Origin of the sequence: Roseobacter sp. (assembly GCF_045106495.1) — a bacterium.
Classification (GTDB): domain Bacteria; phylum Pseudomonadota; class Alphaproteobacteria; order Rhodobacterales; family Rhodobacteraceae; genus Roseobacter.
This window is the reverse complement of the sequence record NZ_JBGCEQ010000012.1, coordinates 81,100-107,457: the sequence shown is the minus strand read 5'-3', so window position 1 is coordinate 107,457 and position 26,358 is coordinate 81,100. Positions and strand designations below refer to the sequence as shown.

23 protein-coding genes and 2 pseudogenes are annotated in these 26,358 nt (G+C 55.2%); 17 read left to right on the top strand and 8 right to left on the bottom strand.

The window, feature by feature from the left end; translation table 11 throughout:
• Positions 1-606 precede the first annotated feature (606 nt).
• From AB8B75_RS10735 to AB8B75_RS10715, 5 genes and pseudogenes are all read left to right on the top strand, one after another.
• On the top strand, positions 607-1,305 hold the full coding sequence (locus AB8B75_RS10735) for an endonuclease/exonuclease/phosphatase family protein (protein ID WP_405362107.1): 699 nt from the start codon (positions 607-609) through the stop codon (positions 1,303-1,305).
• Positions 1,305-2,738, top strand: a complete 1,434-nt coding sequence (cls, locus tag AB8B75_RS10730) for a cardiolipin synthase (RefSeq protein ID WP_405362106.1) — start codon at positions 1,305-1,307, stop codon at positions 2,736-2,738. Before AB8B75_RS10735 ends, cls begins: the two co-directional genes overlap by 1 nt.
• An 85-nt stretch (positions 2,739-2,823) precedes the next feature.
• Positions 2,824-2,961: pseudogene (locus AB8B75_RS10725) on the top strand (transposase); the annotation flags it as partial.
• Positions 2,962-3,282: 321 nt separating this feature from the next.
• The gene (locus tag AB8B75_RS10720) at positions 3,283-3,756 is read left to right on the top strand and encodes a GrpB family protein (RefSeq protein WP_405362104.1); all 474 of its coding nucleotides are present in this window, start codon (positions 3,283-3,285) and stop codon (positions 3,754-3,756) included.
• A 300-nt stretch (positions 3,757-4,056) separates the two neighbouring features.
• Positions 4,057-4,392 carry an acyl-CoA thioesterase gene (locus AB8B75_RS10715; protein WP_405362114.1) on the top strand — a complete coding sequence of 112 codons (336 nt, stop codon included), beginning with the start codon at positions 4,057-4,059 and terminating at the stop codon, positions 4,390-4,392.
• Here AB8B75_RS10715 and AB8B75_RS10710 read toward each other — a convergent pair whose 3' ends face one another.
• Positions 4,393-4,596, bottom strand: coding sequence for a hypothetical protein (locus tag AB8B75_RS10710; RefSeq protein ID WP_405362102.1), 204 nt, complete (start codon positions 4,594-4,596; stop codon positions 4,393-4,395).
• Here AB8B75_RS10710 and AB8B75_RS10705 point away from each other — a divergent pair.
• From AB8B75_RS10705 to AB8B75_RS10675, 7 genes are all read left to right on the top strand, one after another.
• Positions 4,595-5,266 (top strand): TetR/AcrR family transcriptional regulator, encoded by a 672-nt coding sequence (locus AB8B75_RS10705; RefSeq protein ID WP_405362100.1) that lies wholly within the window; start codon positions 4,595-4,597, stop codon positions 5,264-5,266. The two genes, AB8B75_RS10710 and AB8B75_RS10705, sit on opposite strands and share 2 nt — an antisense overlap.
• A gap of 397 nt (positions 5,267-5,663) precedes the next feature.
• Entirely contained in the window at positions 5,664-6,440 is a 777-nt protein-coding gene (locus tag AB8B75_RS10700) for an ABC transporter ATP-binding protein (protein ID WP_405362099.1), read from the top strand.
• Positions 6,441-6,449: 9 nt separating this feature from the next.
• A complete protein-coding gene (locus AB8B75_RS10695) occupies positions 6,450-7,223 on the top strand; it encodes an ABC transporter permease (protein WP_405362097.1) in 774 nt (257 codons plus the stop codon).
• Between the two features lie 34 nt (positions 7,224-7,257).
• Positions 7,258-8,283 (top strand): ABC transporter substrate-binding protein, encoded by a 1,026-nt coding sequence (locus AB8B75_RS10690; protein WP_405362095.1) that lies wholly within the window; start codon positions 7,258-7,260, stop codon positions 8,281-8,283.
• A gap of 80 nt (positions 8,284-8,363) precedes the next feature.
• On the top strand, positions 8,364-8,789 hold the full coding sequence (locus AB8B75_RS10685) for a nuclear transport factor 2 family protein (RefSeq protein ID WP_405362094.1): 426 nt from the start codon (positions 8,364-8,366) through the stop codon (positions 8,787-8,789).
• Positions 8,790-9,674 (top strand): polysaccharide deacetylase family protein, encoded by an 885-nt coding sequence (locus AB8B75_RS10680; RefSeq protein ID WP_405362093.1) that lies wholly within the window; start codon positions 8,790-8,792, stop codon positions 9,672-9,674. It abuts the gene before it with no gap.
• On the top strand, positions 9,641-10,894 hold the full coding sequence (locus tag AB8B75_RS10675) for an amidase (RefSeq protein WP_405362091.1): 1,254 nt from the start codon (positions 9,641-9,643) through the stop codon (positions 10,892-10,894). Before AB8B75_RS10680 ends, AB8B75_RS10675 begins: the two co-directional genes overlap by 34 nt.
• Here the strand turns inward: AB8B75_RS10675 and AB8B75_RS10670 are convergent.
• The 6 genes from AB8B75_RS10670 to AB8B75_RS10645 are packed head-to-tail and all read right to left on the bottom strand — an operon-like array spanning position 10,891 to position 18,346.
• The gene (locus AB8B75_RS10670; protein WP_405362090.1) at positions 10,891-11,361 is read right to left on the bottom strand and encodes a RidA family protein; all 471 of its coding nucleotides are present in this window, start codon (positions 11,359-11,361) and stop codon (positions 10,891-10,893) included. The genes AB8B75_RS10675 and AB8B75_RS10670 overlap by 4 nt on opposite strands.
• Positions 11,361-13,166 carry an allophanate hydrolase gene (atzF, locus tag AB8B75_RS10665; RefSeq protein ID WP_405362088.1) on the bottom strand — a complete coding sequence of 602 codons (1,806 nt, stop codon included), beginning with the start codon at positions 13,164-13,166 and terminating at the stop codon, positions 11,361-11,363. The genes AB8B75_RS10670 and atzF overlap by 1 nt, the downstream gene beginning before the upstream one ends.
• A gap of 21 nt (positions 13,167-13,187) precedes the next feature.
• Entirely contained in the window at positions 13,188-14,822 is a 1,635-nt protein-coding gene (locus tag AB8B75_RS10660; protein ID WP_405362086.1) for a dipeptide ABC transporter ATP-binding protein, read from the bottom strand.
• Between the two features lie 3 nt (positions 14,823-14,825).
• On the bottom strand, positions 14,826-15,698 hold the full coding sequence (locus tag AB8B75_RS10655; RefSeq protein WP_405362085.1) for an ABC transporter permease: 873 nt from the start codon (positions 15,696-15,698) through the stop codon (positions 14,826-14,828).
• Complete coding sequence (locus AB8B75_RS10650; RefSeq protein ID WP_405362083.1) at positions 15,695-16,729, bottom strand: ABC transporter permease; 1,035 nt, start codon at positions 16,727-16,729, stop codon at positions 15,695-15,697. Before AB8B75_RS10650 ends, AB8B75_RS10655 begins: the two co-directional genes overlap by 4 nt.
• Before the next feature lie 3 nt (positions 16,730-16,732).
• Positions 16,733-18,346, bottom strand: a complete 1,614-nt coding sequence (locus tag AB8B75_RS10645) for an ABC transporter substrate-binding protein (RefSeq protein WP_405362082.1) — start codon at positions 18,344-18,346, stop codon at positions 16,733-16,735.
• A gap of 553 nt (positions 18,347-18,899) precedes the next feature.
• On the opposite strand from AB8B75_RS10645, the pseudogene AB8B75_RS10640 reads away from it, so the two are divergent.
• Positions 18,900-19,134 (top strand): annotated as a pseudogene (locus tag AB8B75_RS10640) (IS5/IS1182 family transposase); the annotation flags it as partial.
• A 419-nt stretch (positions 19,135-19,553) separates the two neighbouring features.
• Here AB8B75_RS10640 and AB8B75_RS10635 read toward each other — a convergent pair.
• A complete protein-coding gene (locus AB8B75_RS10635) occupies positions 19,554-21,317 on the bottom strand; it encodes an EAL domain-containing protein (protein WP_405362080.1) in 1,764 nt (587 codons plus the stop codon).
• 427 nt (positions 21,318-21,744) lie between these two features.
• On the opposite strand from AB8B75_RS10635, the gene AB8B75_RS10630 reads away from it, so the two are divergent.
• The 4 genes from AB8B75_RS10630 to AB8B75_RS10615 all read left to right on the top strand — a co-directional run bounded on the left by AB8B75_RS10630 (position 21,745) and on the right by AB8B75_RS10615 (position 25,927).
• Complete coding sequence (locus AB8B75_RS10630; protein WP_405362079.1) at positions 21,745-22,503, top strand: IclR family transcriptional regulator; 759 nt, start codon at positions 21,745-21,747, stop codon at positions 22,501-22,503.
• A 67-nt stretch (positions 22,504-22,570) separates the two neighbouring features.
• A complete protein-coding gene (locus AB8B75_RS10625; RefSeq protein WP_405362078.1) occupies positions 22,571-23,977 on the top strand; it encodes a selenium-binding protein SBP56-related protein in 1,407 nt (468 codons plus the stop codon).
• Positions 23,978-23,980: 3 nt separating this feature from the next.
• Positions 23,981-24,661, top strand: coding sequence for a hypothetical protein (locus AB8B75_RS10620; protein ID WP_405362077.1), 681 nt, complete (start codon positions 23,981-23,983; stop codon positions 24,659-24,661).
• Between the two features lie 204 nt (positions 24,662-24,865).
• Entirely contained in the window at positions 24,866-25,927 is a 1,062-nt protein-coding gene (locus AB8B75_RS10615; protein WP_405362076.1) for a Gfo/Idh/MocA family protein, read from the top strand.
• Positions 25,928-26,358: the final 431 nt, after the last annotated feature.

The window sequence follows — 26,358 nt, the reverse complement described above, 5'->3', positions numbered from 1 at the left end:
CTTTGACGATCTTCTCGCCAGGGCTTTTGCGTGTTCCAGTTGTCTGTCTCATCTTCCACTCCTCAGTGGTTACGATGAGCAACAAACCCTCTCTTAGCAAATACCGCTATTTGGACCCACAAGCGCTGACGTTAGACATTGGAATTGGCCGCGCATCCAGATGCAGTTGCCATTCCTCAACCTGAAAAAATGTGGCCGGGTTCACCAGGCGACGTAGTCTCTTGGCACAACTGGGCGGGTGTTTAGACTAGATTTCAGAACATGAATGCGTGTTGGTTTTTTGGGAGTGCCCAAATAAAAACTAATTCCATCCATAAAAATGTTGAGCGCACGGCGGATAGCCGCAGCATACTTGATGTGTGGAGTTTTGCTTCGCTGACAAACCCGGTCTATCCGCTGGATCACAGGCTGCAATAATGATTTTGCCAAAATCACTGGCAGCAAGGAGCGACGATGGGAGACAAATAGCACTAAGTAGTAATTATTACTGTCAACGGAACAATCTGTGACGACTTGCCAGAAGAACGCAAAGTTGCATTGTGTTTCCCGATCATCCTTTCTTTCGGGAAAGAACAACACCGATGAAACAGTGTAATGCTAAGGCACTTGAGTGAACCAGTACTCGTGAGAATTGCAAGTTACAATATCCGTAAAGCGGTCGGGTTGGACTGGCGCAGAGACCCGCACCGGATTGTCGATGTAATTGGCGAAATTAGTGCCGATATCATAGTCTTACAAGAAGCTGACAAACGTTTAGGCCGCCGTGCCGGTGTGCTTCCATTGGATCGTCTACGTGAAGAGCACGGGTATGTTTTGAGCACTGTTAACTCTGGTGGGCCAAGCCATGGTTGGCATGGAAACGCGATATTGTACCGAAGGGAAAAGATGTCCGTGCCGAAGGCTGAGCGCATTACATTGCCAGCGCGGGAACCTCGCGGAGCCATCGCTGCGCGTTTTTTACCAGAAGGCTTTGCGGTGATTGGTGCGCACCTTGCGCTGACCGCCGGAGTGAGACGCCACCAGATTCATTCATTGTGTGCACGCGCCCAGCACTTTGAGACGCCGACAGTGATTGGTGGTGATTTTAACCACTGGGGAAAAACGTTGCCAGCAGGGAAACACAAAGTGATTACCCCGGGTCTCAGCTTTCATGCCAGCCGGCAAATAGCCGCGCTCGATCGATTTATTTTATGCGGTTCTATTGAAGCGAAAGGGTCATTTGTTCACCAATCGATGGCCGCACGCCAGGCATCAGACCATTTACCGGTCGTTCTCGATTTTGAAATTCTGAAGGTCACTGCGTGATGTTGACTATTCTTGCCGTAATTCACTTGCTGCTCGTTGTCTCGTTCACAGCCAGAATTCTGCTACGAGACGACCTGTCACCTCCAGCAAGGTTGGCTTGGTTTATTGTACTGAACGTGATTCCTTATGTCGGCGTCACCATCTATTTCTTTTTTGGTGAAATCGACATTGGTCAACGTACAAAAACCCGCTACAAGTTGGTCTTTGATGACATTAGCACTCGTGCGGTCCATTTGATGGGGACCCCTGGGTCAAGCGAGGATCTAATTGATTCCGCATATCTGCCTGCTTTTAATTACGCAGCCTCGGTCAATGGGTTTTACCCCGTCGCGGGAAACACTGTTGAGTTAATGTCCGATGCGATGGCGACCCGTGATCACTTGGTTCGCGACATAGATGCGGCAGAAGATCATGTTCACGTGCTGTATTATATCTGGCTAGATGATCAGACAGGTACCGAAATCGCTGAGGCACTGATCCGGGCGGCATCACGCGGGGTGACGTGTCGCGCTCTGGCCGATGGCCTTGGATCGCGTGCTCTGATTCGCTCGCCCGTGTGGCACCGCATGAAATCAGCTGGCGTACGCGTCGCCGTGACGCTTCCCATCGACAGGCTGTTCAGGACGATGCTGACGAGCCGGGTAGACTTGCGCAATCACCGCAAGATTACCGTGATCGACGGTCGAGTGACCTACTGTGGTAGCAGAAATGCTGCGGATCCGGAGTTTCGCGTCAAACCAAAATATGCGCCTTGGGTGGATATCATGATGCGGTTTCAGGGCCCCGTCGTTGCTCAAAACCAAATTCTCTTCGTTGCGGACTGGAAGATTGCCACGGGCGAAAACCTCGATCCTATTCCTACAGCCGTAGCAGAATTCGAAAATGGGTTTCCAGCTCAAGTGCTGGGTGATGGTCCGACAATTCGACGCGGCGCGACACCTCAGTTCTTCTCCGTTTTGATTGCCAGTGCCCGTCGTCAGATCACGATTTCCACGCCCTATTTTGTGCCGGACGCTACTCTGCTCGAGGCGATTTGTGCTGCTGCTTTTCGAGGCGTCAGGGTAACGCTTATTTTTCCTTCCCGAAACGATAGTTGGGTCGTTGCAGCCGCAAGTCGGAGTTTTTACCGCAGACTGCTCGAAGCGGGGTGCAAAATATATGAATTTCGAGATGGGCTACTGCACGCCAAAACACTGACCATTGATGAAACGGTTACAGTTGTGGGATCTACAAATCTGGATCTGCGCAGTTTTGATCTGAACTACGAAAACAATATCCTTTTTCAGGACGAAGCAGCCACAAAAGCCGTTAGAGCAAGGCAATCTGATTACATCCTTAGAGCCGACTGCATCGGGATTGAGGCAGTATTGGCGTGGTCTCCAGTGCGTCGTGTTTGGCACAATGCCGTCGCGACAATTGGTCCAATTTTGTAACCTGAGTGACGCGCTACCGATCGCTGCTTTCCTCTAAGCCAATGACTATTTTTGGCTTGCATTGTTAAAAGGTCCGACTTGATCGGAGGCTAAGTTGCTGATCCGGAAGCTGTTGGTCAGTTACTGCTTCGAAATTGGATTTGACCGACGGCTTTGCGAAAAGATGCTCCTGAACCTTGCGTATCGCTGGTTCTGTCACCTCGATCTGACGGACCGGGCCCCGGTCGTTTTACTTTTTCTTTGGAATATGAAAGTTGAGAGTTCCGGTTTGCACAGGCTTCTGAAATGGTTTGCAGCCCACTTATTTCATTGAGGTTTTCGGATCGTCTGGCCCCGTCTCGCCGTTCGTGACGACGATGCGTGGTTCCTGGAGACGTACCAAGTAGCGGGTTTTGTTTTTTATGTTCGGTCACGTATTTTATGCACCACTTTAACGCTGACAGCCGGGGCGTCGGGGTTTATTGACTGCATCATCACACTAGAGAGCTCGTATGCAATGACTGCACGGAAATCCACCCTTGGTCTCGGTCAGGCTACCCTCGCCTTGAGCCAACACGACCCAAAGTGGGCTTACTTTTTTGAAATCGAGGCGTCTCTCATTGCGGCGGAACTAGTTGGCGTGAGATACCAGATCGACCACATTGGCAGTACCGCAGTGCCTGGCCTTGCCGCTAAACCCATTCTGGACATCGCCATGCGGTCAACCCAGCAAACGCAGGTTGCATCAGGACTTAAGAAACTTGGCTACATTGATCGGGGCATCCGAAGTGGCCGCCTCTTTATTAAATTGTACGACGGCGATGTACGAACACACAACCTACATCTCTACCAACCAGACGACCGTGAGTGCAAAGAACAAATTGCCTTTAGAGACGCCCTTCGGGCCGACCCAAAGCTCTGTGACCAATATGCAGAACTAAAGCAAGATTTGGTCGACAGACTTGGCGACGCCGGACGTAGCCAATACGCAAATGGAAAAACTGGCTTCGTTAATTCGGTGTTAAGTCAGTTACAATGACTGGTAGCGCGCTCTCAAAGCAACCATCGGCAGTTTTTTCAACTGACGTTTGACAATATCCGGTAAGACCGCGCTACCTCTTCGCGCTGGATTTCGTCTGCGGTCATTTTGGCTCTGGGTTTGCGATGAAGACGCTGGTCTATAGGGTTAAGAATTGCAAAAATCCGCAGACCTTTTCCGTTCAACATTGGAGCAGCATCGATGGGCGATACTACAAAAAACACCCTGGAACGTGGTCAGCAACTTGGATCGCACGGTCGGCAGCAAGAAGAGGGCGTTTTGGTGATCCGCACCATTGCGATGCCTGCTGACACCAATCCGTCGGGCGATATTTTTGGCGGCTGGTTGATGTCTCAAATGGATCTTGCAGCAGGCAATATGGCTGGCCGGGTTTCTCAAGGCCGGGGCGCCACGGTCTCGGTGGAAGCGATGCAGTTTCTTCGTCCGGTCAAAGTAGGCGATGAGGTTACCCTATATGCTACTTTGCAAAAAGTCGGGCGTACCTCCATGCGCATTCACGTAGACGCCTGGGCACGCCCCAGATATTCAGACAAAGCTGAAAAAGTCACGGATGCTGATTTCGTGTTTGTCGCCTTGGACGACAATGGTGCATCCCGACCTGTGTTTGAAACCTAATCACACTTCTGGTCCGAAGAGTGGATCTGTTGAAATTTCGGCAAAATGTTGATCAGCACCGACTTGGGCTAAGCGGCCCGTGTTCTGTTTGTTGCCCGCTATTTGCTCGCACGTCTCCAGTCTGAGTGGCGCCAAGTCGGGGCTGTTCTTTGTGTCCGGCTTACCGCTATCCTTATCTGCGAGTGTCGTTGCAAGGAAGCTCATGTCCAAATCTCCCGTCGCGCCCAAAGCCAACACTGTGCGCAGCCGCGATCCAGTGCGCACAAGGGCCGAGATTCTCACCGTAGCGGTGCAGGAATTTGCCGAGCACGGTTTTTATGGTGCGCGGGTCGAGCGCATTACCAAAGCCGCCAAATGCAACGCACGAATGATCTATCATTATTTCGGCGGAAAAGAGCAGCTTTACCTGGCCGCGCTTGACAGTGTTTATGCTGCGATCCGCAACCGCGAGACGCAGTTGCGCTTTGGAACTGCTGATCCGGCGACGGAGGCGCGAAGATTGGTTGAATTCACATTCGATTATTTCGCAGAGAACGAAAATTTCCTGAAACTGATCCGCAATGAAAACCTGCTCAACGGCCGGTATATCAAGCGATCACAGATGATCCGGGACATGTCGCAGCCGTTCATCGCGGCAATCGGAGAGTTGATCGAAAGGGGGCACAAAACAAAGGTGTTTTCGTGCAGTCCTGACCCGGTGCAGCTCTATGTGACAGTCGTCGCTTTGTCGGCCCATCATCTGAACAATGCCGCGACGCTTGGCACTGTCGTCGGGCAAGACCTGAACGACCCGGCTTGGCAGGAAGAGCGACGCCGTCACGCGGTGGAGGTTACGTTGGCGTACCTGGGTGTTTGCGACGGTTTAGAGATTTGACCTGATAACGCAATTTTACTTGTGAGTCGGTTTGCCAGCAGTCTTGCTTCTTGGCGCCGCCATCTGCCACGTCGCTAAAGAGCGTACAGACAAGTCAGATGCCGTGTCGATTCACTGATTCGCTCAATGACAATAAGCTTTGGAGGCTGCCGACCTAAAAGCTGACACGCACGCGGTGTACTTCCACATATGCTAGTTTTGGCGGCATGCCGCTTCAAAATGGCGCATGCAGCAACTGAGTGCATATTAATTCTAAAACTTTTTACCTAGGTTGTTCGAAAAGCCACGTCAGTGCTTTTTTACTCGTGTGATGAATCTATCAACACCATCAGAGTCGCGCGCACTCGCTGCGAAGCCGATCGACTTGCAGCCTGCTTTGGCAGTCCGGCAAAAGGCGGTGGAATTGCAACAAACCTCAGTCGTTTTTGGAGCTGACGCGAGTGCGATCACAGCCCTCTCACCAACCAACCTGACGTTGGAGAAGGGCGATTTTGTCGCGCTGGTCGGCCCGTCGGGATGCGGTAAGTCAACCATTCTTCGCCTCGTCACCAGCCTAATCGCCCCTTCGTCCGGGGTCGTTCTGGTGGGTGGCCGGGATGCAGCGATCCGGCATTTGCGCATGGGTATGGCCTTTCAGAACCCCACAATGTTGCCCTGGTTATCGATCGAACAAAACGTGATGATGCCGCTCAAAATCGTGAAACCTTTCAAGGAGACGTTTCGACGCGATCGCAAAGGTGCTTTCCGCGACCGGGTGCATGCCCTGTTGGAGCAGGTAGGGCTAAAGGGTTTCGCCGGTTACTTTCCGTGGCAGTTGTCGGGCGGGATGTTGCAACGCGCAAACCTTTGCCGCGCATTGGTGCATGATCCCGACCTGCTATTGCTCGATGAGCCTTTTGGCGCGCTTGACCAGTTCACACGCGAAGAGCTCTGGCAAATCCTGCAGGATTTGTACCTGGACCGCAAACCCACAGTATTGCTGGTCACCCATGATCTGCGCGAGGCGGGCTTTCTGGCCAAGCGTATCTGCGTCATGAGTGCCCGGCCTGGGCGCATCATATCGGATGAACTTGTTCCGCTGCAGCAACCACGGTCGATCGATACGATCTACAGTCCCGAATTCGTTGAAATGACCCAGAACCTGCGCGCCTTGATCGCTCAGGTTCGGGAGTAGGAGCGCGCAATGAGCGAAACGCAACGCATACGGCTTTGGTCTTTTTCGCTGCTGGTTGGCTTTTTCCTGATGTGGGAAGTGCTGTGCATCTTGCTCAATGTGTCGGACCTTGTGCTGCCGCGCCCGTCCGAGATTATCGTGACGCTTTGGATAAAATTTCCCATCCTTTGGCCGCATATTCTGCAAACACTCTATTCGACGCTGGTCGGTTTTACCCTCGGGGTGGGCATCGGTGTGGCGCTGGGTGTTATGGTTGGCACCTCAAAGGTCGCGTATGCGGTGGCCTATCCGCTGCTGGTCGGCTTTTCTTCGATCCCTAAGGTGGCTGTGGTGCCAATTTTCGTGCTGTGGTTCGGCTCGGGCACGACGCCCGCAATTCTCACCGCCATGGTCATCTGCGTATTTCCGATCGTGGTGAATATCGCCACCGGGCTGGCCACGACCGAACCCGACCTGGAGGACGTATTGAAAACGCTGGGGGCTTCCAAGCGGGAAATTCTCTGGAACGTAGGCCTGCCGCGGACGATGCCCTATTTCTTTGCCTCGCTGAAGGTTGCAATAACGCTGTCCTTTGTCGGCGCGGTGCTGTCGGAAACAGTCGCCTCCAATCGGGGCATCGGCAATGTAATGATGACGGCCTCGTCCAATTTTCAGGTCTCGCTTGTCTTTGCCGGGCTGATCATCCTCGCCGTTCTAGGGGTTCTCCTCTACGCGCTTTTTTCCTTGCTTGAACGCCGCGTTACCGGATGGGCCACGCGCGATACCGAAATCACCATTACCTGACCTTACTCTGCCACAATCGAAAAGGACCAAGACGATGAAGCATACTCTATTTGCCGCCGCAATTGCCCTTGTCAGCGGGATCACTCCGGCCATGGCCGAAATGACGGATATCAAGTTTACGCTTGGCTGGAAGACCCAAGGCTCTGACGCCCCCTTTCTGGTCGCTTTGAATGAAGGCTATTTCGAAGCCGAAGGGCTGAACGTTACAATAGATCAAGGCGAAGGATCTGCGGCGACCATCACACGTATTATGAGTGGGGCCTATGATGCAGGCTTTGGCGACATTAACGCTATCATCCAGAATGCCGCCGCTCGCCCGGGTGAGGCTCCTGTCATGGTGTTCCAGATGTGGAACCGCCCACCCTTTGCCATCGCTGTCCCTAAGGAGATGGGCCTGACGTCGCCCAAAGACCTGGAAGGCAAGACGCTGGGCGGAGCGCAAGGCACGCCTACCACACGGTTGTTCCCGGTCTTTGCCCGGCTCAACGATATCGACATAGACACGGTGAAATACGAAAGCCTGGCGCCCAACCTTCAGGAACCGATGCTGATCCGCGGTGATATCGACGGGGCCTATACGTTTACCGTTTCCAGCTGGTTCAACTTGATTGCGAACCGCAAGGACCCGGCCGCCGATTTCGACTGGTTCAACTACGAAGACTACGGGATGGACCTTTATTCCAATGGCATGATGGTGTCGCGTGAATTGCTTGCCGAAAACCCCGAAGCCGTAGCTGGGTTGGTGCGCGCCGTGACCAAGGCAACCACGCAGATCATGAAAGATCAGGATGTTGCCGTGGAAGCGATCATCGCTTTTGACAACCTGGTGGATCCTGATCTGGAACGCGCGCGTTTGGAATTTGCCCTGACCAAACTCATGAACGCGCCTGAGACGGCGGAGACAGGGATTGGTGACCTGGTGGACGAACGTCTGTCGCGCTCCATCGCGCTGATTGCCGAAGGCTACGACCTTGACACGCTGCCAGAGACTTCTGAAATCTTTGACCGCTCGTTCCTGCCGCCCGTTGAAGAGCGTATGTTGGACGTTGTAATCAACTGAAACTGCACATGGCATAGCGCGTTGGGGCCTTGCCCCGGCGCCTTGCACACGGCAGGCTAAGACATCGACTGGAGATTTCAATGGATGTGAAAACAGACCCCGTTACGGCAGCAAAGGCAATTGTCGAGGCCTATCTGGAGCGTTCCATGGTGCCGGACCCCGAAGGCGCCTCGGCCTATGTGTCGGATGATTTCCAGCTTGTTTTCACCGGTGGCCGGCGCTTTTCCGGCCCTGCCGACAGTTCGGCCTTCAACGCCAAGCGTTATGCTTGGGTCAAAAAGAAGTTCCTGCGCACCGACGCGGCGCTTGATACAATCACCGGCGATGTTCACGTCTACAACACCGGCTATCTTTACGGCGAATGGAAAGACGGCAGCAGCTTTGAAACCAACCGCTATATGGACAAGTTCGTTGTCCGCGCTGGCAAGATTGTTGCGACCGATGTCTGGAACGACAGCGCCGAGATCCTTCTGCACAAAGCAGGGCTTGCTGAGGCTGATCTGTAAATGCTGACAGATCATGGGCGTTATACCTACAGCCCGATCACCGGGCGCGCCAACTACAGCTGGCCCGGGGGCAAGCGGCTGGCGGTCTACATTGGGTTGAACCTGGAGCATTTCGCCTTTGGCGAAGGGCTGGGGGCGGCACTGGCTCCAGGCGGGCCGCAGCCAGATGTGCTGAACTACGCCTGGCGCGATTATGGCAACCGCGTGGGGGCATGGCGCATGCGCGATATGTTCGATGCATTGGACATGCCTGTTAGTGTGATTGCCAACTCTGCGATGTATGATTACGCGCCAGAGCTAATGGCGGCCTTTCGGGCGCGCGGCGATGAAATCGTTGGTCATGGCCACACCAATTCCGAACGCCAAAGCGTGCTGGCGCGCGACGACGAGGCCGTTTTGATCGCTGAAACCACCGATGTCTTGAAGCAGGCGGAAGGTGTTGCCCCTCAGGGCTGGCTCTCCCCCTGGATCGCCGAAAGCCACTACACGCCGGATCTGCTGGCCGAGGCAGGTTATGGCTATACGCTCAATTGGTGCATGGATGACCAACCGGTCTGGATGCAGACCAGTGTGGGGCCGCTCTTGGCTATTCCCTATCCGCAAGAGGTGAACGACATCCCCGCCATAGCGGCGCGCAAGGACAGTGCCGCGCAATTTGCGGAAATGATCATCGACAATTTTGATGAAATTCTTGAGCAATCCGCGTTTCAGCCGCTTGTGATGGGTATCGCGCTGCATCCTTATCTGGTGGGTCAGCCTTATCGTTTGCGCCACCTGCGTCGTGCGCTGACGCATATCTGCGCCCATCGCGATGACATCTGGTTGACCACCAGCGGCGGGATCCACGACTATTGCCGCCGCAGCATTCCGGATTTGATCGTTTGACCAATGCCGGTGTCGCCACATCCCAAAAGGACGCAAATGCCTTTGCCCGTTGGGAGCCGCATATCCGGTCCTTTGTTTGCTTGTCTGAACCCATGCCCGCCCCTACGGCAGGGCCACTGAGCGGGCTGACCGTCGGGGTCAAAGACATCATCGACGTCTCGGGCCTGCCCACACATAATGGCAGCGCGACTTGTGCGGATGCAAGCCCCGCGCAAAGCGATGCGTCGGTGGTGGCCCGTTTGCGCGCTGCCGGGGCGCGGATCGTGGGCAAGACCGTCACAACGGAATTTGCCTTTACCGATCCGACCGATTGCCGAAATCCCTATGACATCGCCCGCTCGCCCGGTGGGTCCAGTAGCGGCTCGGGTGCGGCTGTGGCTGCTGGTTTGGTGGACTTGGCTCTGGGTACCCAAACTGCAGGCTCGCTTTGCCGACCGGCGGCATATTGCGGGGCGGTTGGGTTGAAGCCAAGCTTTCGCAGCTTGCCCACCGCAGGCGTGACGCCTCTGGCGCGTAGTTTTGACAGCGTGGGTGTGATCGCGCGCTCGGTCGACGTCGCCCGCGCAGCGTTTCTGGCAATGTGTGAGCCCGAGGTAGGGGTAGCCGGCCATGTGAGCACTGCTACCTGGTGGCTCTTACCCGGTGACATACGGCCCGCGCCGGACATATTTTTGGCGCTGGAGGCGGCGACCGAAGCCTTGTCGCGCTATTGTCAGGTGAGGCAAGCGCCAAGCGTTCCTTGTGACACCGATGCTATCGTGAATGCGCACCGCACCGTGATGCAGGCCGAGGCTGCTGAGGTCCACAATCACTTGTTGCACGGCACAAAGGCTGATCTCTTGCGGCCGAAGTTCCGGGCCGGGCTGGAGGCAGGAGTTAGGTTCAATGCGGCAGACATTGCAGCGGCTCGGCACGTCTTGAAACGTGCGACGGAAGAGTTTTGGCGTGCCATGCAGGGCGTGGATGCGATCCTGACGTTGCCGGTGCCCGAAGGCGCGCCGCGTCTGGATGGCAGTACCGGATTTCAGGACTGGCTGACCCCTTGGACAGTCTTTGGCGGCCCACTTATCACTCTGCCCTGGGGGCTTGACCGTTTGGGGCGCCCCTGCGCAGTGATGCTGGCGGGCAAGCCGACAGCGGACTTGGCACTATTGGATCTGGCAGAGCAATTGGAGCGTCATGCCCCGCTTATCGTTCCACCTGAACCGCCTTCCGTTTAACCGCGCAGACGCACCACTGCATCGACTTCAACCGCCGCGTTTCCGGGCAGGCCGGACACGCCAACGGCGGTGCGCGCGTGCCAGCCCGCATCGCCAAACAGCTCCACAAAAACCTCGGTCGCGCCATTGATCACCTGCGGCGTGGCTCCAAACCCGGACTGGCAGTTCACGAAACCGCCCAACCGCAAAATGCAATCGACACTGTCCAGATCGCCCCCGCAAGCCTCGCGCAACCGGTATAGTAGATTCAGCGCGCAGATTTGCGCCGCCTTCTGCCCTTCGGCAATTCCCTCGACAGTTTCTTCCACAGGACCAAGGTGCGTTACCGCGCCGTCCCATTCACAGATCTGGCCTGACAGGTAGACCACTGCGCCATCGCGCCGAAAGGGTAGGAACTGGCCACGCGGGGTCCAGTCGGGCGGCAAGGATAGCTGCATTTCTCGAAGGCGTGCTTCAACGCGGGACATTAGGTGCGTTCCATTTGCTGCGCCAGAAATTGTCGCCAGTCTCCGAGATCGGTGATGTCACGCGCGTCTGTTGTTCCATCGGCTTCGCAGACAAAGCTTTTGACCCATGTGCCATCCGCTAGTTCGACCGATCCGATGGCCAATGGGGCCGGGATGCCTTCTATAAATTGGCCCATGGCTGTTTTTGGCAAGGACCAGATTTCAATCGACACCGAGCCAGTTCCGTTTCCCGAGGCGCGTACCAAGCCGGGTCGCACCGGCGGACCGCCCGACAGCGCATAGAATTTGTAGCATGGCGCGGTTTTGTCGCTGCGTACGAACTGTGCGCCAAGTTTCGTCATCTCGGAATTCAGCGGCAGCCCTGACATATGCGCGCCGCAAACGGCCAGATCGATCCGATCAGGCACGGGGTCGGGCAATGGCTTGGGCTGAGGCAGCGCGAATCTTGATGCGCCCATGCTACGTGGGCAGTCCTGTTCAAAACTGCGCGCCACAGATGCGACTAGGGCATCTTGACCAGCCTCGGCCAGCAGGGTCACGCTGCCGGGTCTGCCGTCGCTGCGTGGCGCGGTGGGCACGGCGATGCCGCACATATCCATTAAGTTAACGAAATTCGTATAGGTCCCCATGCGGTTGTTTGGTCCAATCGGATCGGCTTGCAATTCCTCGACCGTGACGAAGTCCGGGATCGTCGGCACGCAGAGCATGTGAAGTCCGGCCAGCATCGGCGCCGCTTCGCGTTTCAGATCGGCAAGACGATAGAATCCCCTGAACGCGTCATCGGCCGACAGGGTTTCGGCCAGTCCGACGATCTGACGCGTGACCGGATGCACGGCCTCGGGATCCTTGTCCAGCAGTTCGGCGATGACCGTGTGCCGCTCAGCCACCCAGGCGCCTTGGTACAGCATGGCGGCAATCGCATAAAGTGGTGTGAAATCCACCTCGACGATCTCGGCTCCAGAGGCGACCAGCCGTGCTACGTCGCGGGAAAAAGCGGCTTCTTGCGTTGTATCGCCATAGAATTGCACCGAGGCCTTGTCAGGAACCCCGATGCGCAAGGATTTGGGCGGCGCGCTCATCAGTCCATGTGCGATGGCTCGCGAATAGGCATCTTTTTCATCATACCCTTGCGCCACAGAATAGACGGCATAGGCGTCATCAACCGTGTGCGCAAAGATCGACACTGTGTCGAGCGTCCGGCATGCAGGAACCACGCCGCTGGCCGACAAAGTGCCAAGCGTCGGTTTCAATCCGACTATGTTATTTAACGCTGCGGGAACCCGCCCTGATCCGGCGGTGTCGGTGCCAAGTGAAAACGTTACAGCCCCGTGGCCTACAATCACGCCAGATCCGGCAGAAGAGCCGCCCGGCGCGATCGCCGGATCAATGCTGTTTAGCGGCACGCCGTAGGGCGAACGTACCCCAACAAGTCCGGTGGCGAACTGGTCAAGGTTGGTTTTGCCGATCACCAACGCTCCGGCTGCGCGTAGTTTGCCCACCACAAAGGCGTCCTGCTCGGGCATGTATGCATAGGCCGGGCAGGCGGCTGTCGTTTCAATCCCGGCCACGTCGATGTTGTCCTTTACCGCAAAAGGGATACCCCACAGGGGCAGGTCCGGATCATGGGCTCCAAGCCTACGCGCCTGTTCCAGCAGATCCGCCTTGTCGCATAGGTGGATAAAGATATTCTGGTCGCCAATGCGGTCCAGCCTGGCATGAACCTCTTCGATCACGTCCTCGGGTCTGACGCCTTCTGCGTAGGCGTTTCTCAAGGCAGCAAGGGTAAAGGGTAAGGTTTTGAGCATCGTGGTGTTCCAGTCGTGGTATTATTCGGCGGCCACGCGGCGCGCCGGAGGTTTGGGCGCAGCCGCAAGCAGCGTCTGGGTATAGGTTTCTTTGGGTGCCCGCATGACTTGTTCGGTGGGGCCCTGTTCGATGATCTGCCCGTCCTTCATAACGATCACATGATCACACAGCAGGCGCACAACGTGGAGGTCGTGGCTGACGAACAGATAGCTGAGACCGAGCTTGGCCCGCAGGTCGACCAACAAATTTAGCACCACAGCCTGGATAGATACATCCAACGCGGCGGTGGGTTCATCCAAGATCAGAAATCGGGGTTCAAGTGCTACGGCGCGCGCAATGCCGACGCGAGCCTTTTGCCCTCCGGACAGCTGGTGCGGAAAGCGGTCAAGCAGGCTCGCCGGCAGACCTACCAGTGAGGCCAGTTCCTCGACCCGGGCTGTGAGCTTCGCGCCGCGCATTTCGGACAACCTGCGCAAAGGTTCGGCGATGGATTGACGTGCAGTGTGGCGCGGGTTCAGGCTGTCGGTGGCGTCCTGAAACACCATCTGGATATCCGCGCGGAGTGGGTCGCGCACAAAACGTTGTGCAGGGATGCCTGCGATGTCGCGGCCATCGAACAGGACTGTGCCACTGGTGGCATCCATCAGCCGTACGAGGATTTCCGAGGTGGTGGATTTGCCACAGCCGCTTTCGCCAACAAGGCCCACGCTTTGGCCTTCGTTGACGCGAAACGAAACACCCCGCACCGCGTGCACTGGCCCGGATTTACCGTGATAGGTCTTGAAGAGATCCTGAACATCCAGCAGCGGGTGATCATGGACCTTGTGCGGGAGGATCGGGCTACGCTCTTCGGGTGGCAGGAGGCTACGGATGCTTTCGCCCTCGCGTGGAGTCGCATCCACCAGTTTGCGAGTATAAGCGTGCTGCGGGGCGGAAAAGATTTGCACAGGGTCGCCCTGCTCAACGATCAGCCCGTCCTTCATTACCACGATCCGGTCGCAATATTGCGCCGCGAGACCCAGATCATGGGTGATCAGGATGCTGGACATGCCCCGGTCGCGGATCAGATCGCGCACCAGATCCATCACCGCCTTTTGCGTCGTGATATCCAGCCCCGTTGTAGGCTCGTCTGCAATGAGCAGCTTGGGATTGCAGGCAAGCGCGATCGCACAGACTATACGTTGGCACATACCGCCGGACAGCTCGAACGGGTAGGCTTCATAGCGGGCTTCAGGGTTCTTGATGCGCACCGCTTCCAGCGCTTCGATGGCCTTTGCGCGTGCGTCTTGCCGGGTGGCACGGGCGTGCTGGCGCAGCACGTCCTCAATTTGGTGGCCGACCCTGCGGATCGGGTTCAGGGCGGTGCGCGGGCTCTGGAAAATCATTGAAATCTCGCGCCCGCGGATGTCGCGCATGTCGCGTTCAGCGGCACGGCGCAAGTCGATACCAGAATAGGTGGCCTCGCCTGCCTTGATCACGCCGCCTGAATCCAGAATACGCATCAAAGCGTATGATGTGACTGATTTGCCTGACCCGCTTTCGCCCACGATGCCAAGGATCTCGCCCTTGGCCAGATCAAAGCTGATACCACGCACGGCGTCTACTGCACCACGGCGGGTTTGGAAGGTTACGGCCAGATCGCGCACGCTCAGCATTGTCTATGTCCTCTTGCGCGGGTCAACGATGTCTCGCAGCCCATCGCCCAACAGATTGAAGGTAAAGACCGCGATCATCAGCCAGAGGCCGGGAAAGACCGCCAGCCACCATTCGCCGGACACAATGAAGTTTGCCCCTTCGGCCACCATGATCCCCCATTCTGGGGTCGGCGGGCGCACACCCAGACCAATAAACGACAGGCCCGCAGCGTTCAGGATGGCCCAGCCAAGGTTGAGTGAGACCTGAACCATCATCGGTGGCAGCGCGTTCGGAAAGATGTGAAAAGCCAGCACCCGCAGATCTGAATTGCCCGACAGTTTGGCGGCGTGCGCAAAGCCGGAATCGCGGCGGATGTTGACCTCTGCCCGCACAAGGCGGGCATAGAATGGCATGTTGATGATGGCGGTGGCATAGATGATGTTTTCGATGGTGTTACCTAGAGCCGCTACGATCCCCATTGCCAGCACGAACAGTGGAAAGGCCATGATTGTGTCCAGAAACCGGTTCAGTACCGCATCCAACCAGCCGCCCCAGTAGCCCGCGACCCCACCCAACAGCGAGCCGACCACAAAGGACAGGGCAACGGCGGCCACGGATATGGTCAGATCAAGCCGTGTGGCGACGATCACTCGGCTGAACACATCGCGTCCAACCTGATCGGTACCGAACCAATGCTCCAGACTTGGCGCTTGCAGTGCCTTGGACGCATTGGTTTGCAGCGGATCATAGGGGACAACGGACGGCCCGAGCAGCGCACAGAAGATCAGGAAGGCGAACATTGCAAAGGCCAACAACGTTACCGGGTTGGCGCGCAGCACATAGACCATATGCGCCCAAGCATTGTCCGGCTTCGCTGAATTGGGTGTGTCGGTCATCTTGCTTCGAACCCGATGCGTGGATCAATCGCCGTATAGAGCAGGTCGATCACCAGATTGAGCAGCACGAACAAAAGCGCCATGGCCAGAACAAAGCCCTGCACTGCGGCATAGTCAGAAACCACCAGCGCTTCTACTGCATATGATCCAATACCCGGCCACGCGAATACCTTTTCCACCAACACATTGGCCCCAAGAGCAAAAGAAAACACCATCCCCAGGGTTGTGACCACCGGCAACAGCGCATTGCGAAACGCGTAGCCATACAGCACCTTGCGTCCTGACAGCCCGGCCGCCCGTGCTGTGCGGATGAAATCCGCCGACAGCGCCGTCAGCATTGCCGCGCGCGTCATACGGGCGACGGGCGCCAAGGTGAACAATGCAAGCGTGCCAGCAGGGAGAACCAGTTGTTTGGCGGCGCCGCGCCAGGTTTCCCAATCCCCCATCAAGGCCGCGTCGATCAGGTAGAAACCAGTAACGTGGTCTGGTTCGATATAGATAAAATCCAGACGCCCCAAAGGCGAAGGCGCGATGCCCAGAATGTAGTAAAAGACAAAGATAAGGAGGATACCGGTAAAGAAAGTCGGCAGTGAGACGCCTGCGGTGACAACCACGCGGCACAGGTGATCCACCCAGGTGCCGGGGCGCGTGGCTGCCAGAACACCCAATGGGATCGCGATGGCGCAGGCCAAGATCAATGCAGTCAGCGTAAGTTCCAACGAGGCTGGCAAGCGGTTGGCCAAATCCGTCGCCACGGGGCGACCGGACGTCAGCGACATGCCCAGATCGCCGCGCAACAGCTCTCCCACATATATGAAAAACTGCTGCGGCAGAGGTTTGTCCAGCCCCATGGCGACGCGCGTTTCCTCGATAGAGGCTTCGTCCGCCATGACCCCTGCGAAGTAAACCGCAGGGTCACCAGGCAAGGCGCGGGTCAGCAAGAAGCTGATTATGACCACCCCGATCACCACGGGAATGGCCTGCGCGCAGCGCAATAGCACCGCGCGCGACCTTGGATGGCTGGCCAGCATGGCTCAGGTCACCGAAATCGGGCGTACGTCCAGTTGGCGGTGGAACCAGAACTCATAACCCTCGGCCCCATTGGCCGCCACGTTCAACGCAGGTTGATAGAGCGGGATGCGGGGCAGATCCTCCAGAGCGATTTCGAACATGCGTTTGATCATCGGTGCATAGGCGGGATCGTCCATGGGCATATGCAGGCTGTCGTCAACCAGTTGCTCGATCTCTTCATTGCGGTAGTTGGATGAGTTGAACAGGTGCCCGTCCTTGTAGGCCCAAAAGAAATAATAGTCGGGTGTGTTCAGCCAGCCACCAAAGTTCTCCAGATGCAACGGCAGACGTTTTTCGACAAGGACTGCAGTACGCCAGTTTGCACCGGGGATCTTTTCGATCTCGACAGTGATACCGATCTTGCCAAGTGCTTCTTGCACGAGCAAGGCCGTCGGCTCCATCCAGGATGCCAGATCAAGACTGATCGACAGTGGCACTTCGAACCCGTCCGGGTAACCAGACGCTGCCATTAGTTCCTTGGCCTTCTCAAGGTCGGTGTAATACTGCGTCTTGCGCGGCCATGAGATGTCGCCATCCGCGATCTCGGCCTCTCCGCCATAGAGCGGCAAGCCCCGACCAAAAGCAGCCGTCTGGAAGATATCGTCATAAGGCACTGCATAGGCGATGGCCTTGCGCACATTGGCATCCTGGAATGGCTCGAAGGCGAAGTTCGGACACAGACAGTGGATGCAATTCTCCACAGGAGTCGAGAAAACGTCAATCGTGTCAGCCAGTTCTGCAGCATCTTTATCGGGAATACCGAAAGCCATCTGTACGTCTCCGCGCTCGACCAGCGCGCGCCGGGTGGCGGGGCTGGGTACTTCGCGGATCACCACGCGTTTGAGCGCTGGCAGCGGGCCTCCAGCCCAATCATCGTTGCGCTCATAGATCAATTGCTCACCCGGCGACCAGCGTAATACCTTGAACGCGCCAGATCCGGCGGGCGTGGTGTGCAGGTACTCCAGGCCCCATGGGTCGTCTTCGGCGGCATTTTCAAGAACTTCGACCGAATTGATGATGTATGGAACCGGCACCGCCAGATCGGGAATGGTCAGCTTGGACGGGCGGTCAAGCTTGATGACAAAAACATCTTCGCTTTCGGCGATGAACTGGTCTGGGCGCTCCAACCCACCAGCCTTCATCTGGACCGTCGGGAACCCACCCACTGACACGGCGCGATCAAAGGACCATTTCACATCCTGCGCGGTCACCTTTCGCCCATCCCAGAAAGTCGCGTTGGGCTTGAGCTTGAAAGTCAGCGTTGTGCCGTCTTCCGATTCTGTCCAGCTTTCTGCCAGTTCCGGCTCGATCACGGAATAGTCGTAGGAATAGCCACCGCCAATGGCCTCTTTGGTGCCAAAGGACACAAGCCGGTCGTAGCAATTGATACCGACCTGATAGGCAGCACGGCTGGTGCCGGTGCGGTGCAAATCCAGCGAATTGATCGTTTGTCCTATAACGACAACCATCGTGTCCGCGCCCTGGGCGGCTGCGGGCATTGCCTTGAGGAAGGGAAGCATGGAAGCCCCAGCGGCCCCCATTTTCAATAAGTTCCGTCGTGAGGTGGTCTCGGTCATGGCAGTTTCCCCGCGATAAGTAAAAAGCTGTTTGGTTTAAGGCAGGAGGATCGGATATTGCTGCGTCCACTTCCAATGCTAAGAATTCATTAGGCCGATGCATTTTTTGCATCGCTCGGCAAAAAACAACGCAAGATTAGATACTTGAATACCTTCTGCCCGATCTAGGTATTGATGCTTGTCGGTCCGATCCGGCGGTTAATCGAGGAAAGCGACCTGACCGTTTCGGCGTTCGTCCGTAGAATCTACGTTTTAAAGAAGAGTTCGGTTGTTCGGTCTTCGAAAAGCAGACCTGCAACATGCGGATTAATGCTGCAGCACGTCCGTTCTTTGAGCTCTTTCATTTGGTGGATTGCAAAGTGCTTTGCGCACTTGGCTGGTAGGTTCAAGCGGTCTTTCGGAACTACATCCCTCTGGCAGACAAAGTTTAGATCCATTTGCTCAATTATTTGCAGAGCAAGGTCGTTCCGTCCTTTGTCTCCCAAGCCGTGTGTCACCTGCTGACTGTCCGTGCATCGCGCCATGTATTGTTGCTCGGTAAGGTTCGCCATTTTCCGCCACCGAAGCTCCGCCCAAGTTTACGTGCCATTCCGATCCCGTCTGCCAGTGGTTGGCGGAATGCACAGGGCCTGCATTCTTGGGCAGTTCCGTTAACTTTCTATTCCACACACAACAATGGAGCAATCGTGGATGTCGAGGCGACAAGGTCGATCTGTCAGGCCGAAGTCGGATCAACTAAAACCGTTCTCGAACGTTCGAAAGAACGGTTTGATCGGTACCCCAAACGCCGACCGTGGACACCGCCAACACCCTTCACTGTGACATCTCAATGAAACTTAGAAAGAAGGTCGCCCCGCCTTAAGCCCAATCTCGGTATTAATCGCCTCTAACAATTTTAGCGTAAGCGGTGCAAAAGACGAATTTCTCTTCGCTGCGACCGCCCAGATCCTACGCTGGAAATGGCTTTTGAATTCGGTAGTTAGTTCCGGTTGCAACCGCATCATCTACAACAAATCGCCCGAGTTTAGTAACCGGAAAACACCATCAACCTGCGCGGTCGCCAAATCCATTCGCGAAGGCTGCAAGAAAAACCGCACCTGTCCAAGAGTTGTGTCTGGACGCAACCTGAGAGGATCAGGACCACCCAGCGGATCGTTCGTAGACGGCTCCAATCCGGCTGCGCGACTAACTGCAAAAAACCGCGCCCCTAGTGAGAACCATTTGCGAAGCTACCCTTGTGAGGAGCAATGTTATTTTTCAGCATCAGTTGTGGTGCGATTTTTTGTCCTGTCAGATATCGCTCAAAGTCATCTTCGCTAAGTGGAGCACTGAAGGCAAACCCTTGAAATTTGCGACATCCCAATTCGACGATGGCGTCGACATCCGCCTGAGTTTCTACGCCTTCTGCAATACAATCGATGTCCAGCGCGTGGCACATATCAATGATGCCTTTAACAAGGCTTCTTTGTTTGCGAGATCCAACAACCTTTTGGATAAGAGTGCGGTCAATCTTGACGCGGTCGGGCGATATGCGGAGCAGGCCCGTAATGGACGCGCGTCCACTGCCAAAATCATCCGTTTCGATTCTCACTCCCATTTCACGCAACCTGCGCAAACTATCGCTGAACTGATCTACCCCGCTGCTTTCGTCAAAGTAGATTGTCTCCAGAAGCTCGATTGCGAGTTGACAGCGCCGCCCGTGCCAAAGACTTTCAATTTCCTTGCACAGGTTGGGATCAGCAAGGCGTGCTTCGCTCACGTTGATCGATAACGAAGGCAGCGCGATGCCCCGACATTCAAAACGATCAATCACCTCTGTTGATGTCTGCAAAATAAGCCGATCAATTTGATCAATCCGACCTAATTCGATTGCTGTGCGCAGAAATGCGATTGGTTGCAGGAGACCTCGCTCTGGGTGTTTCCATCGGACCAGAGCTTCAGCACCGCATACCATTCCTGAAACTACGTCAATCTGCGGTTGAAAAAATGGGACAAATTCCCGACGCTCAAGGGCTCCCGGGATGTCGCGTGAGAGGCGTCGTTCGTCATCAATGCGTGCCTGTAACTTGGGTGTACTGAGGCAAGATTCATTCCGACCACTGCGTTTTGCTTCGTAAAGAGCGGCATCGGCGTGATTGACCAATTGCCCGGCATCGAATTCGCCAGCCTCCGCAATCACGATTCCAACGCTCGCTCCGACTGTCACTTGATGTGTAACCAGATGAAACGGTTCCGCCATCGCCGAGACAATCGTATCCCCAAGGCAAGTTGACAAATCGACGGTCGGGTTACGACGAAGAATCACCATGAACTCATCGCCACCAACACGGTATACGGTGCCATTCTCTCCAACTGTGTCTTTAAGCCGCTGCGCTGAGACCTTTAAAACGTGGTCACCAGCAGGATGCCCGAGGGTGTCATTCACCCACTTGAACCTATCAAGGTCGACATGAAGTAAGCCAAGACCACGGCGGTCATCAGAAAGCTCCTGTTTCATGTCGCGTTCAAAAGCGCGTCGATTGAAAAGGTTGGTGAGAGGATCTTCGTATGCGGTTTTCTCGATCAACTTCTTTGCTTGGTCGAGTTCATTGTTCCGTGCAGCTAGAGCCGCGTTTGATTCCTCAAGCCGTTGCATCGCGACTTTTTCTTGTGTGATGTCATGTCCCGTTCCGCGATAGCCTGTGAACCTTCCGCTTTCATCAAATTGTGGCTCTCCGGCGATCCTGATCCAAAGAAGCGTTCCATCATGCGGCCTGCGCATTTCGTACTCAAAGTTCCGAAATGGACGATGATTTTTCAGGTCGTCACGGTGCTTGATCCACTTTGGGTCGGAAAGGTTTTCATTGGGTATGATATCTCTCTTTTTGCCCAGAAGCGCGGAGATATCAAATTTTGTGACTTCTTCCATACGTCGCGAAAAATAGCAAAACCGGTGCTCTGAATCAGTTTCCCAAAACCAATCAGAAGCCATCCCAGAAAAATCATCCAAGTTTCGGAATTTTTTGCCAAATCCACTCTCCATAAGTGTTTAGTAGTCCAGTCGCTTTAGAGATTTGCTAATCCTCTGGTCACTTTTTGATGACAAGTTTAGTAGTGTTGAAGCGTGGTTTTGGTGCATAGTTTTGGGAGTGCTGCCGAGCGTTGGAGTTGGATGAACCGACCGACGCGCCGACCAAAATGTATCTGATTTCCAAAATGAAACCCGATCAATAGTCTGATTGCTGCCAACGCGTATTCATGTGATCGGATAACCGAACCCAGTTCTGCGCGATTTTTCTTTTGCCAAGGCAAAAAAATGCGCCTCATGCTTTAGATGCCCTTGTAAATAAGTCTTGATTTTTCCCATTCAATTCTCATTATGTGAGAAGAGTTCTCGAATTTTGAAACGCGAGGTCAGAATGCACCTGGAACGCCTCATCAATCTGCTCGAGATTATTGCCGTTGTCGGAAGACCGGTAACGGCAGGAGAAGTGCAATCAGCGTCCGGCATTCCCAAACCCACATGTTACCGCTTGATGCAAACATTGCTGGAACAAAGCCTGATCGACGAACCGCAAAACGATGGTCGTTATGTCATTGGCGAAAAGCTGATCCGGATTGCTTTGCTTGGCAAATCGGACGTGGACGTGCGTAGGGTCTCGGCGCCTCTCTTGAGAGCTGCGGCGTCACAGTTCAATGAGACCGTGTTTCTGGCGCGGTTTCGCAACGACAAGGTCGAAATCATTCACGTGCAAACACCCGAAGACCCCGGCCGCGCTTTCATTCATCCAGGTATTGGCGAGCGCCCTCTTCATGCATGTTCCTGCTCGAAAGCAATTGCGGCTTTCGCGGAAGAAGCGTTTCAAGAGCGGATTATGTCCGGCACCCTGAAGGCGTTCACGGAACACACCAAAGTGACGCGAGGCGAATTGCTCGAGGAGTTTAAGTTGATCCGCCTTCAAGGTTTTGCCGACTGTGATCAGGAGATCGACATTGGTATTTCCAGCGTCTCGGCCCCCGTTACGATCGGCAACATTGGCGCCACCTTCAGTGTCGGCGCCGTGGGCCCGGTGCGCAGGTTTGGCGCCGATTTTCGGCAAACTATTGGCAAACAGTTGATCCAGCTCGCTATAAACATCAGCGGTGCCATACAACTATGCAACGTGTCTGAGGCTTGAGGAGGAAGCCAACGTCACGATGTTTCAATCCTCATAAAGGGTGGGGAAAACGCAGGGAGGAACTAAAATGAACAAACCAATGAGACCGGATCCGACGTTTCACGCGTCAGCTAAACTGGCGATGGAAGCCCCGCCAGAAAATTTCGCTTTCACAGTGATGTTGGGCAAAGACGCCAGCCAACACGATGGGCTTGCGGTAGTCGATCTTCGACAGGGTTCAGAAACCTATGGTCAGATTGTGCACAAGGTCATAACCCCCACGACGGGAGATGAATTCCACCACTTTGGGTGGAACGCCTGTTCATCCGCTCTGTCGCCGTTGACCGGGCACGCTTTTCTCGAGCGCCGCTACCTGATCGTGCCGGGCATCCGATCCTCGCGCATCTACATCTTCGACGTGAAAGAACCGCTCGAGGCAAAGATACACAAAGTGATTGAGCCCGAAGAGCTTTTTGCCAAAACAGGCTATTCGCGACCGCATACAATTCATTGTGGTCCGGAAGGCATCTATGTCTCCACGCTTGGTGGGGGCGGGCCAGACGGCACCGATGGCCCTCCGGGGATCTTCATCATGGATTGCGAGACCTTTGAAATTATTGGTCGCTACGAGATGGACCGTGGCCAGCAAGACAAACACTACGATTTCTGGTGGAACTTGCCACAGGATTATATGGTGAGTTCGGAATGGGGCCTGCCGCCACAATATGAAAACGGTGTCGTGCCTGAAGACTTGCTGAGCAATAAATACGGCCACTGCATCCATTTCTGGGATCTGCGCGCGCGCAAAAACATTCAGACCATGGACTTTGGTGAAAACTATCAAATGGCGTTGGAAATCCGCCCCGCGCATGATCCGACCAAATCCTACGGTTTCTGCGGCGTTGTGGTGGATACAACCAATCTGCAAGGCGCGATCTTCACCTGGTGGCGCGACGACGACGGTAAATGGCAATCAAAGAAAACGATCACCATTGATCCGCGTCCGGAAGATGCGGAAAACCTGCCGGAGCTCTTGAAGGGGTTCGGCGCAGTGCCTCCGCTGGTAACCGATATCGATCTTAGTCTGGATGACAAGTATCTCTACGTTGCTTGCTGGGGGCTTGGGGAAATGCATCAGTACGATGTCTCTGACCCGATGAACCCTGTGCTGAATGGCAAGGTAGAACTTGGCGGCATTGCGCGCGAGACCAAGCACCCTTCCGGCGGCGCCTTCATCTACGGCCCGCAAATGGTTGAAATCAGTCGCGACGGTAAGCGCGTATATTGGACCAACTCGCTTTACTCCTCATGGGACAATCAATTCTACCCACATCAGGAAGGCGGGCAGATGGTAATGGCGCGTGTCGGCGAGGATGGTAGCTTTGCTCTTGATCCTGATTTTTACATCGACTTCCCTGAAAACACGCGCGCTCATCAAATCCGTCTTGAAGGGGGTGACTGTTCGACTGACAGCTTCTGTTACCCGTCGGTCTAAAACATGGATGACATGACATTGGCGGCCCTTTGGTGGGCCGTCATTTTCTCCGGCTTCTATCATGGGGTTAACCCAGGCATGGGCTGGCCACTTGCTGTGTCCGCTGCCCTTATGGAAAGGCGCGCCAACGCAATGCCCAAAGCGCTAGCCATGCTGGCGATGGGGCACTTTCTGGCAATGATGGCGATCTTGCTGCCGTTCAGCATGTTGATCTTTCTAGTCGAGCGCGAGACAGAGATACGCATTGGCGCCGGCCTGCTCGTGATTGCCATGGGCATCTATCTGGCTATCAACCAGCGTCACCCCCGCTTTCTGGCACGGGTTCATCCGGCCAAGCTGGGACTTTGGTCTTTTCTAGCCGCTATGGCACATGGTGCTGGGCTCATGCTGGTGCCAATCTATCTGGGAATTTGCGGTTTGCTGGAGTCCGGCGGTGTCTCCGCCAACGGCCATGTCGCAGCTCAGGCATTGATGCGCTCTGATGTCATGACCGCGTTTTTGGTCGCCCTGGCCCATACGTTTGCGATGACTACCATTGGCGCAGCGGTCGCCGTCTTTGTTTACTTTTGGTTTGGTCTCAAATTCATCTCAAAAAGCTGGTTCAACCTTGATCTGGTCTGGGCCATGAGCTTGATCATCGTCGGCGCTTTTGGCGTCTATTCCGGTTACGTTGGGCACGGCTAATAGCTGCAAAAAAAATTTGAGGTGTTTCAGGTAGTTGAACGTCTTGCGGATGCCAAATGATTTGTCGTGATCGCGGCAAAGGATAGTGCACACAAGGCGGAACACCTCGCTGAACCGTGGTCAGTATGATCTTGACGATCTACAGCACAGCCCGCACCCTGATCATCCAGTAATCGTTTATGTAATGGAGCGACCGGAAATACGGTGGGCTTGCTGGTTTGGGAGTTTCAAGTCGTGGTTCGTAAAGTCATTTCAGTCGCAGTGGTCGGATTAGGCATGGCTTCCAAGCCACATATAGCGGCTTTACGGCAGCTCGAAGGGCCAATCCGTATTGCCGGACTTTATACGAGAAATGCGGAACGACTGGCCGGTCAGGTTGAGGCTACCGGTTGGTCCGCCTATCATAGTGTGAAGGCGATATGCCAAGATCCAAACGTCGATGCAGTGATTTTGATCACGCCACCGAACGCTCGCAAAGATCTGACAACCAAATTCACACGTGCTGGCAAGCATATCTTGATGGAAAAGCCGTTGGAGCGCGACTTGCCCCGTGCCGAACAGTTGGTTGATTTGTGCGAAGCCGCCGGTGTGACTTTGGGAGTCGTGCTCCAGCACCGTTTTCGTGCTGGTAGCGTTGCGCTTGCCCAACTTGTACGCTCCGGAAGGATGGGGCAGATTAGGGCGGTGCGCTTGGCGCTGCCTTGGTGGCGCAATCAAGCCTACTATGATGCCCCCGGCCGAGGTACTTACGCGCAAGATGGCGGCGGTGTTTTGATTACGCAGGCGATACACGCTCTGGATCTCATGCTGAGTGTGACCGGAAAGGCGAAGGAAGTTCAGGCGCTGAGCGCCACAACAGATTTGCACCAGATGGAAGCGGAAGATTTTGCTACAGCAGGGATTGTCTTTGCAAGTGGTGCCGTCGGATCAGTTGTGGCAACCACGGCGGCTTTTCCTGGCTCTCAGGAATCATTGGTGATTGACGCGGAAAATGGCTCTGCCGCGCTAACGGGAGGAGAGTTGGTGGTGCATTGGCGCGATGGCTCCAGCGAAACCGTGGGCGAATTGACATCGACTGGAGGTGGCAGTGATCCGATGGATTTCCCATGCGACTGGCATCGAGATTTGATCTCCGACTTTGCCGACGCCCTAAGGGAAGCCCGGCCCCCACGGATTACTGGGCGCGCCGCTCTTGAAGTGCATAAGCTGATCGCCGCGATCGAACAGTCTGCTCGCGAAGGACGCAGGGTCCAGGTGCAGGTTTGACTACAGTCACGCTGGCCTTTTCATCATTGCGCTGCTCCAAAGGCTTTGCTGTAACGATCCGTGGCTCTCGAATGGACTAACTAAATGTCCGAAGTAGTGGATCACTTGTTGCATATCGAACCAGATTTTACGCTTTGATGGCTGCACCAGCCGTCATCCTCATCGCATGTTTTGCACAATCAGTTTTGATGTCATCCTCATTTGCAGTGCTTGGTGTTCATCCTGTTCCGCCGATCCTTAGGTTTGTTTCTGTTGCTTAGGGAACCACAAGCATACCCCGATCCATAGGCTAGATGCACTCTCCCAAGACCCGGTTCAAGCCAACATCGCAAAGTTTAAAACACGGTTATCGCTTTGACTGGTCGAGCGATAAGCAAACTAAGCATACGGTTTGTGAACCGGGATTTGTTAATAGTGTTTGGGCTGGCCAA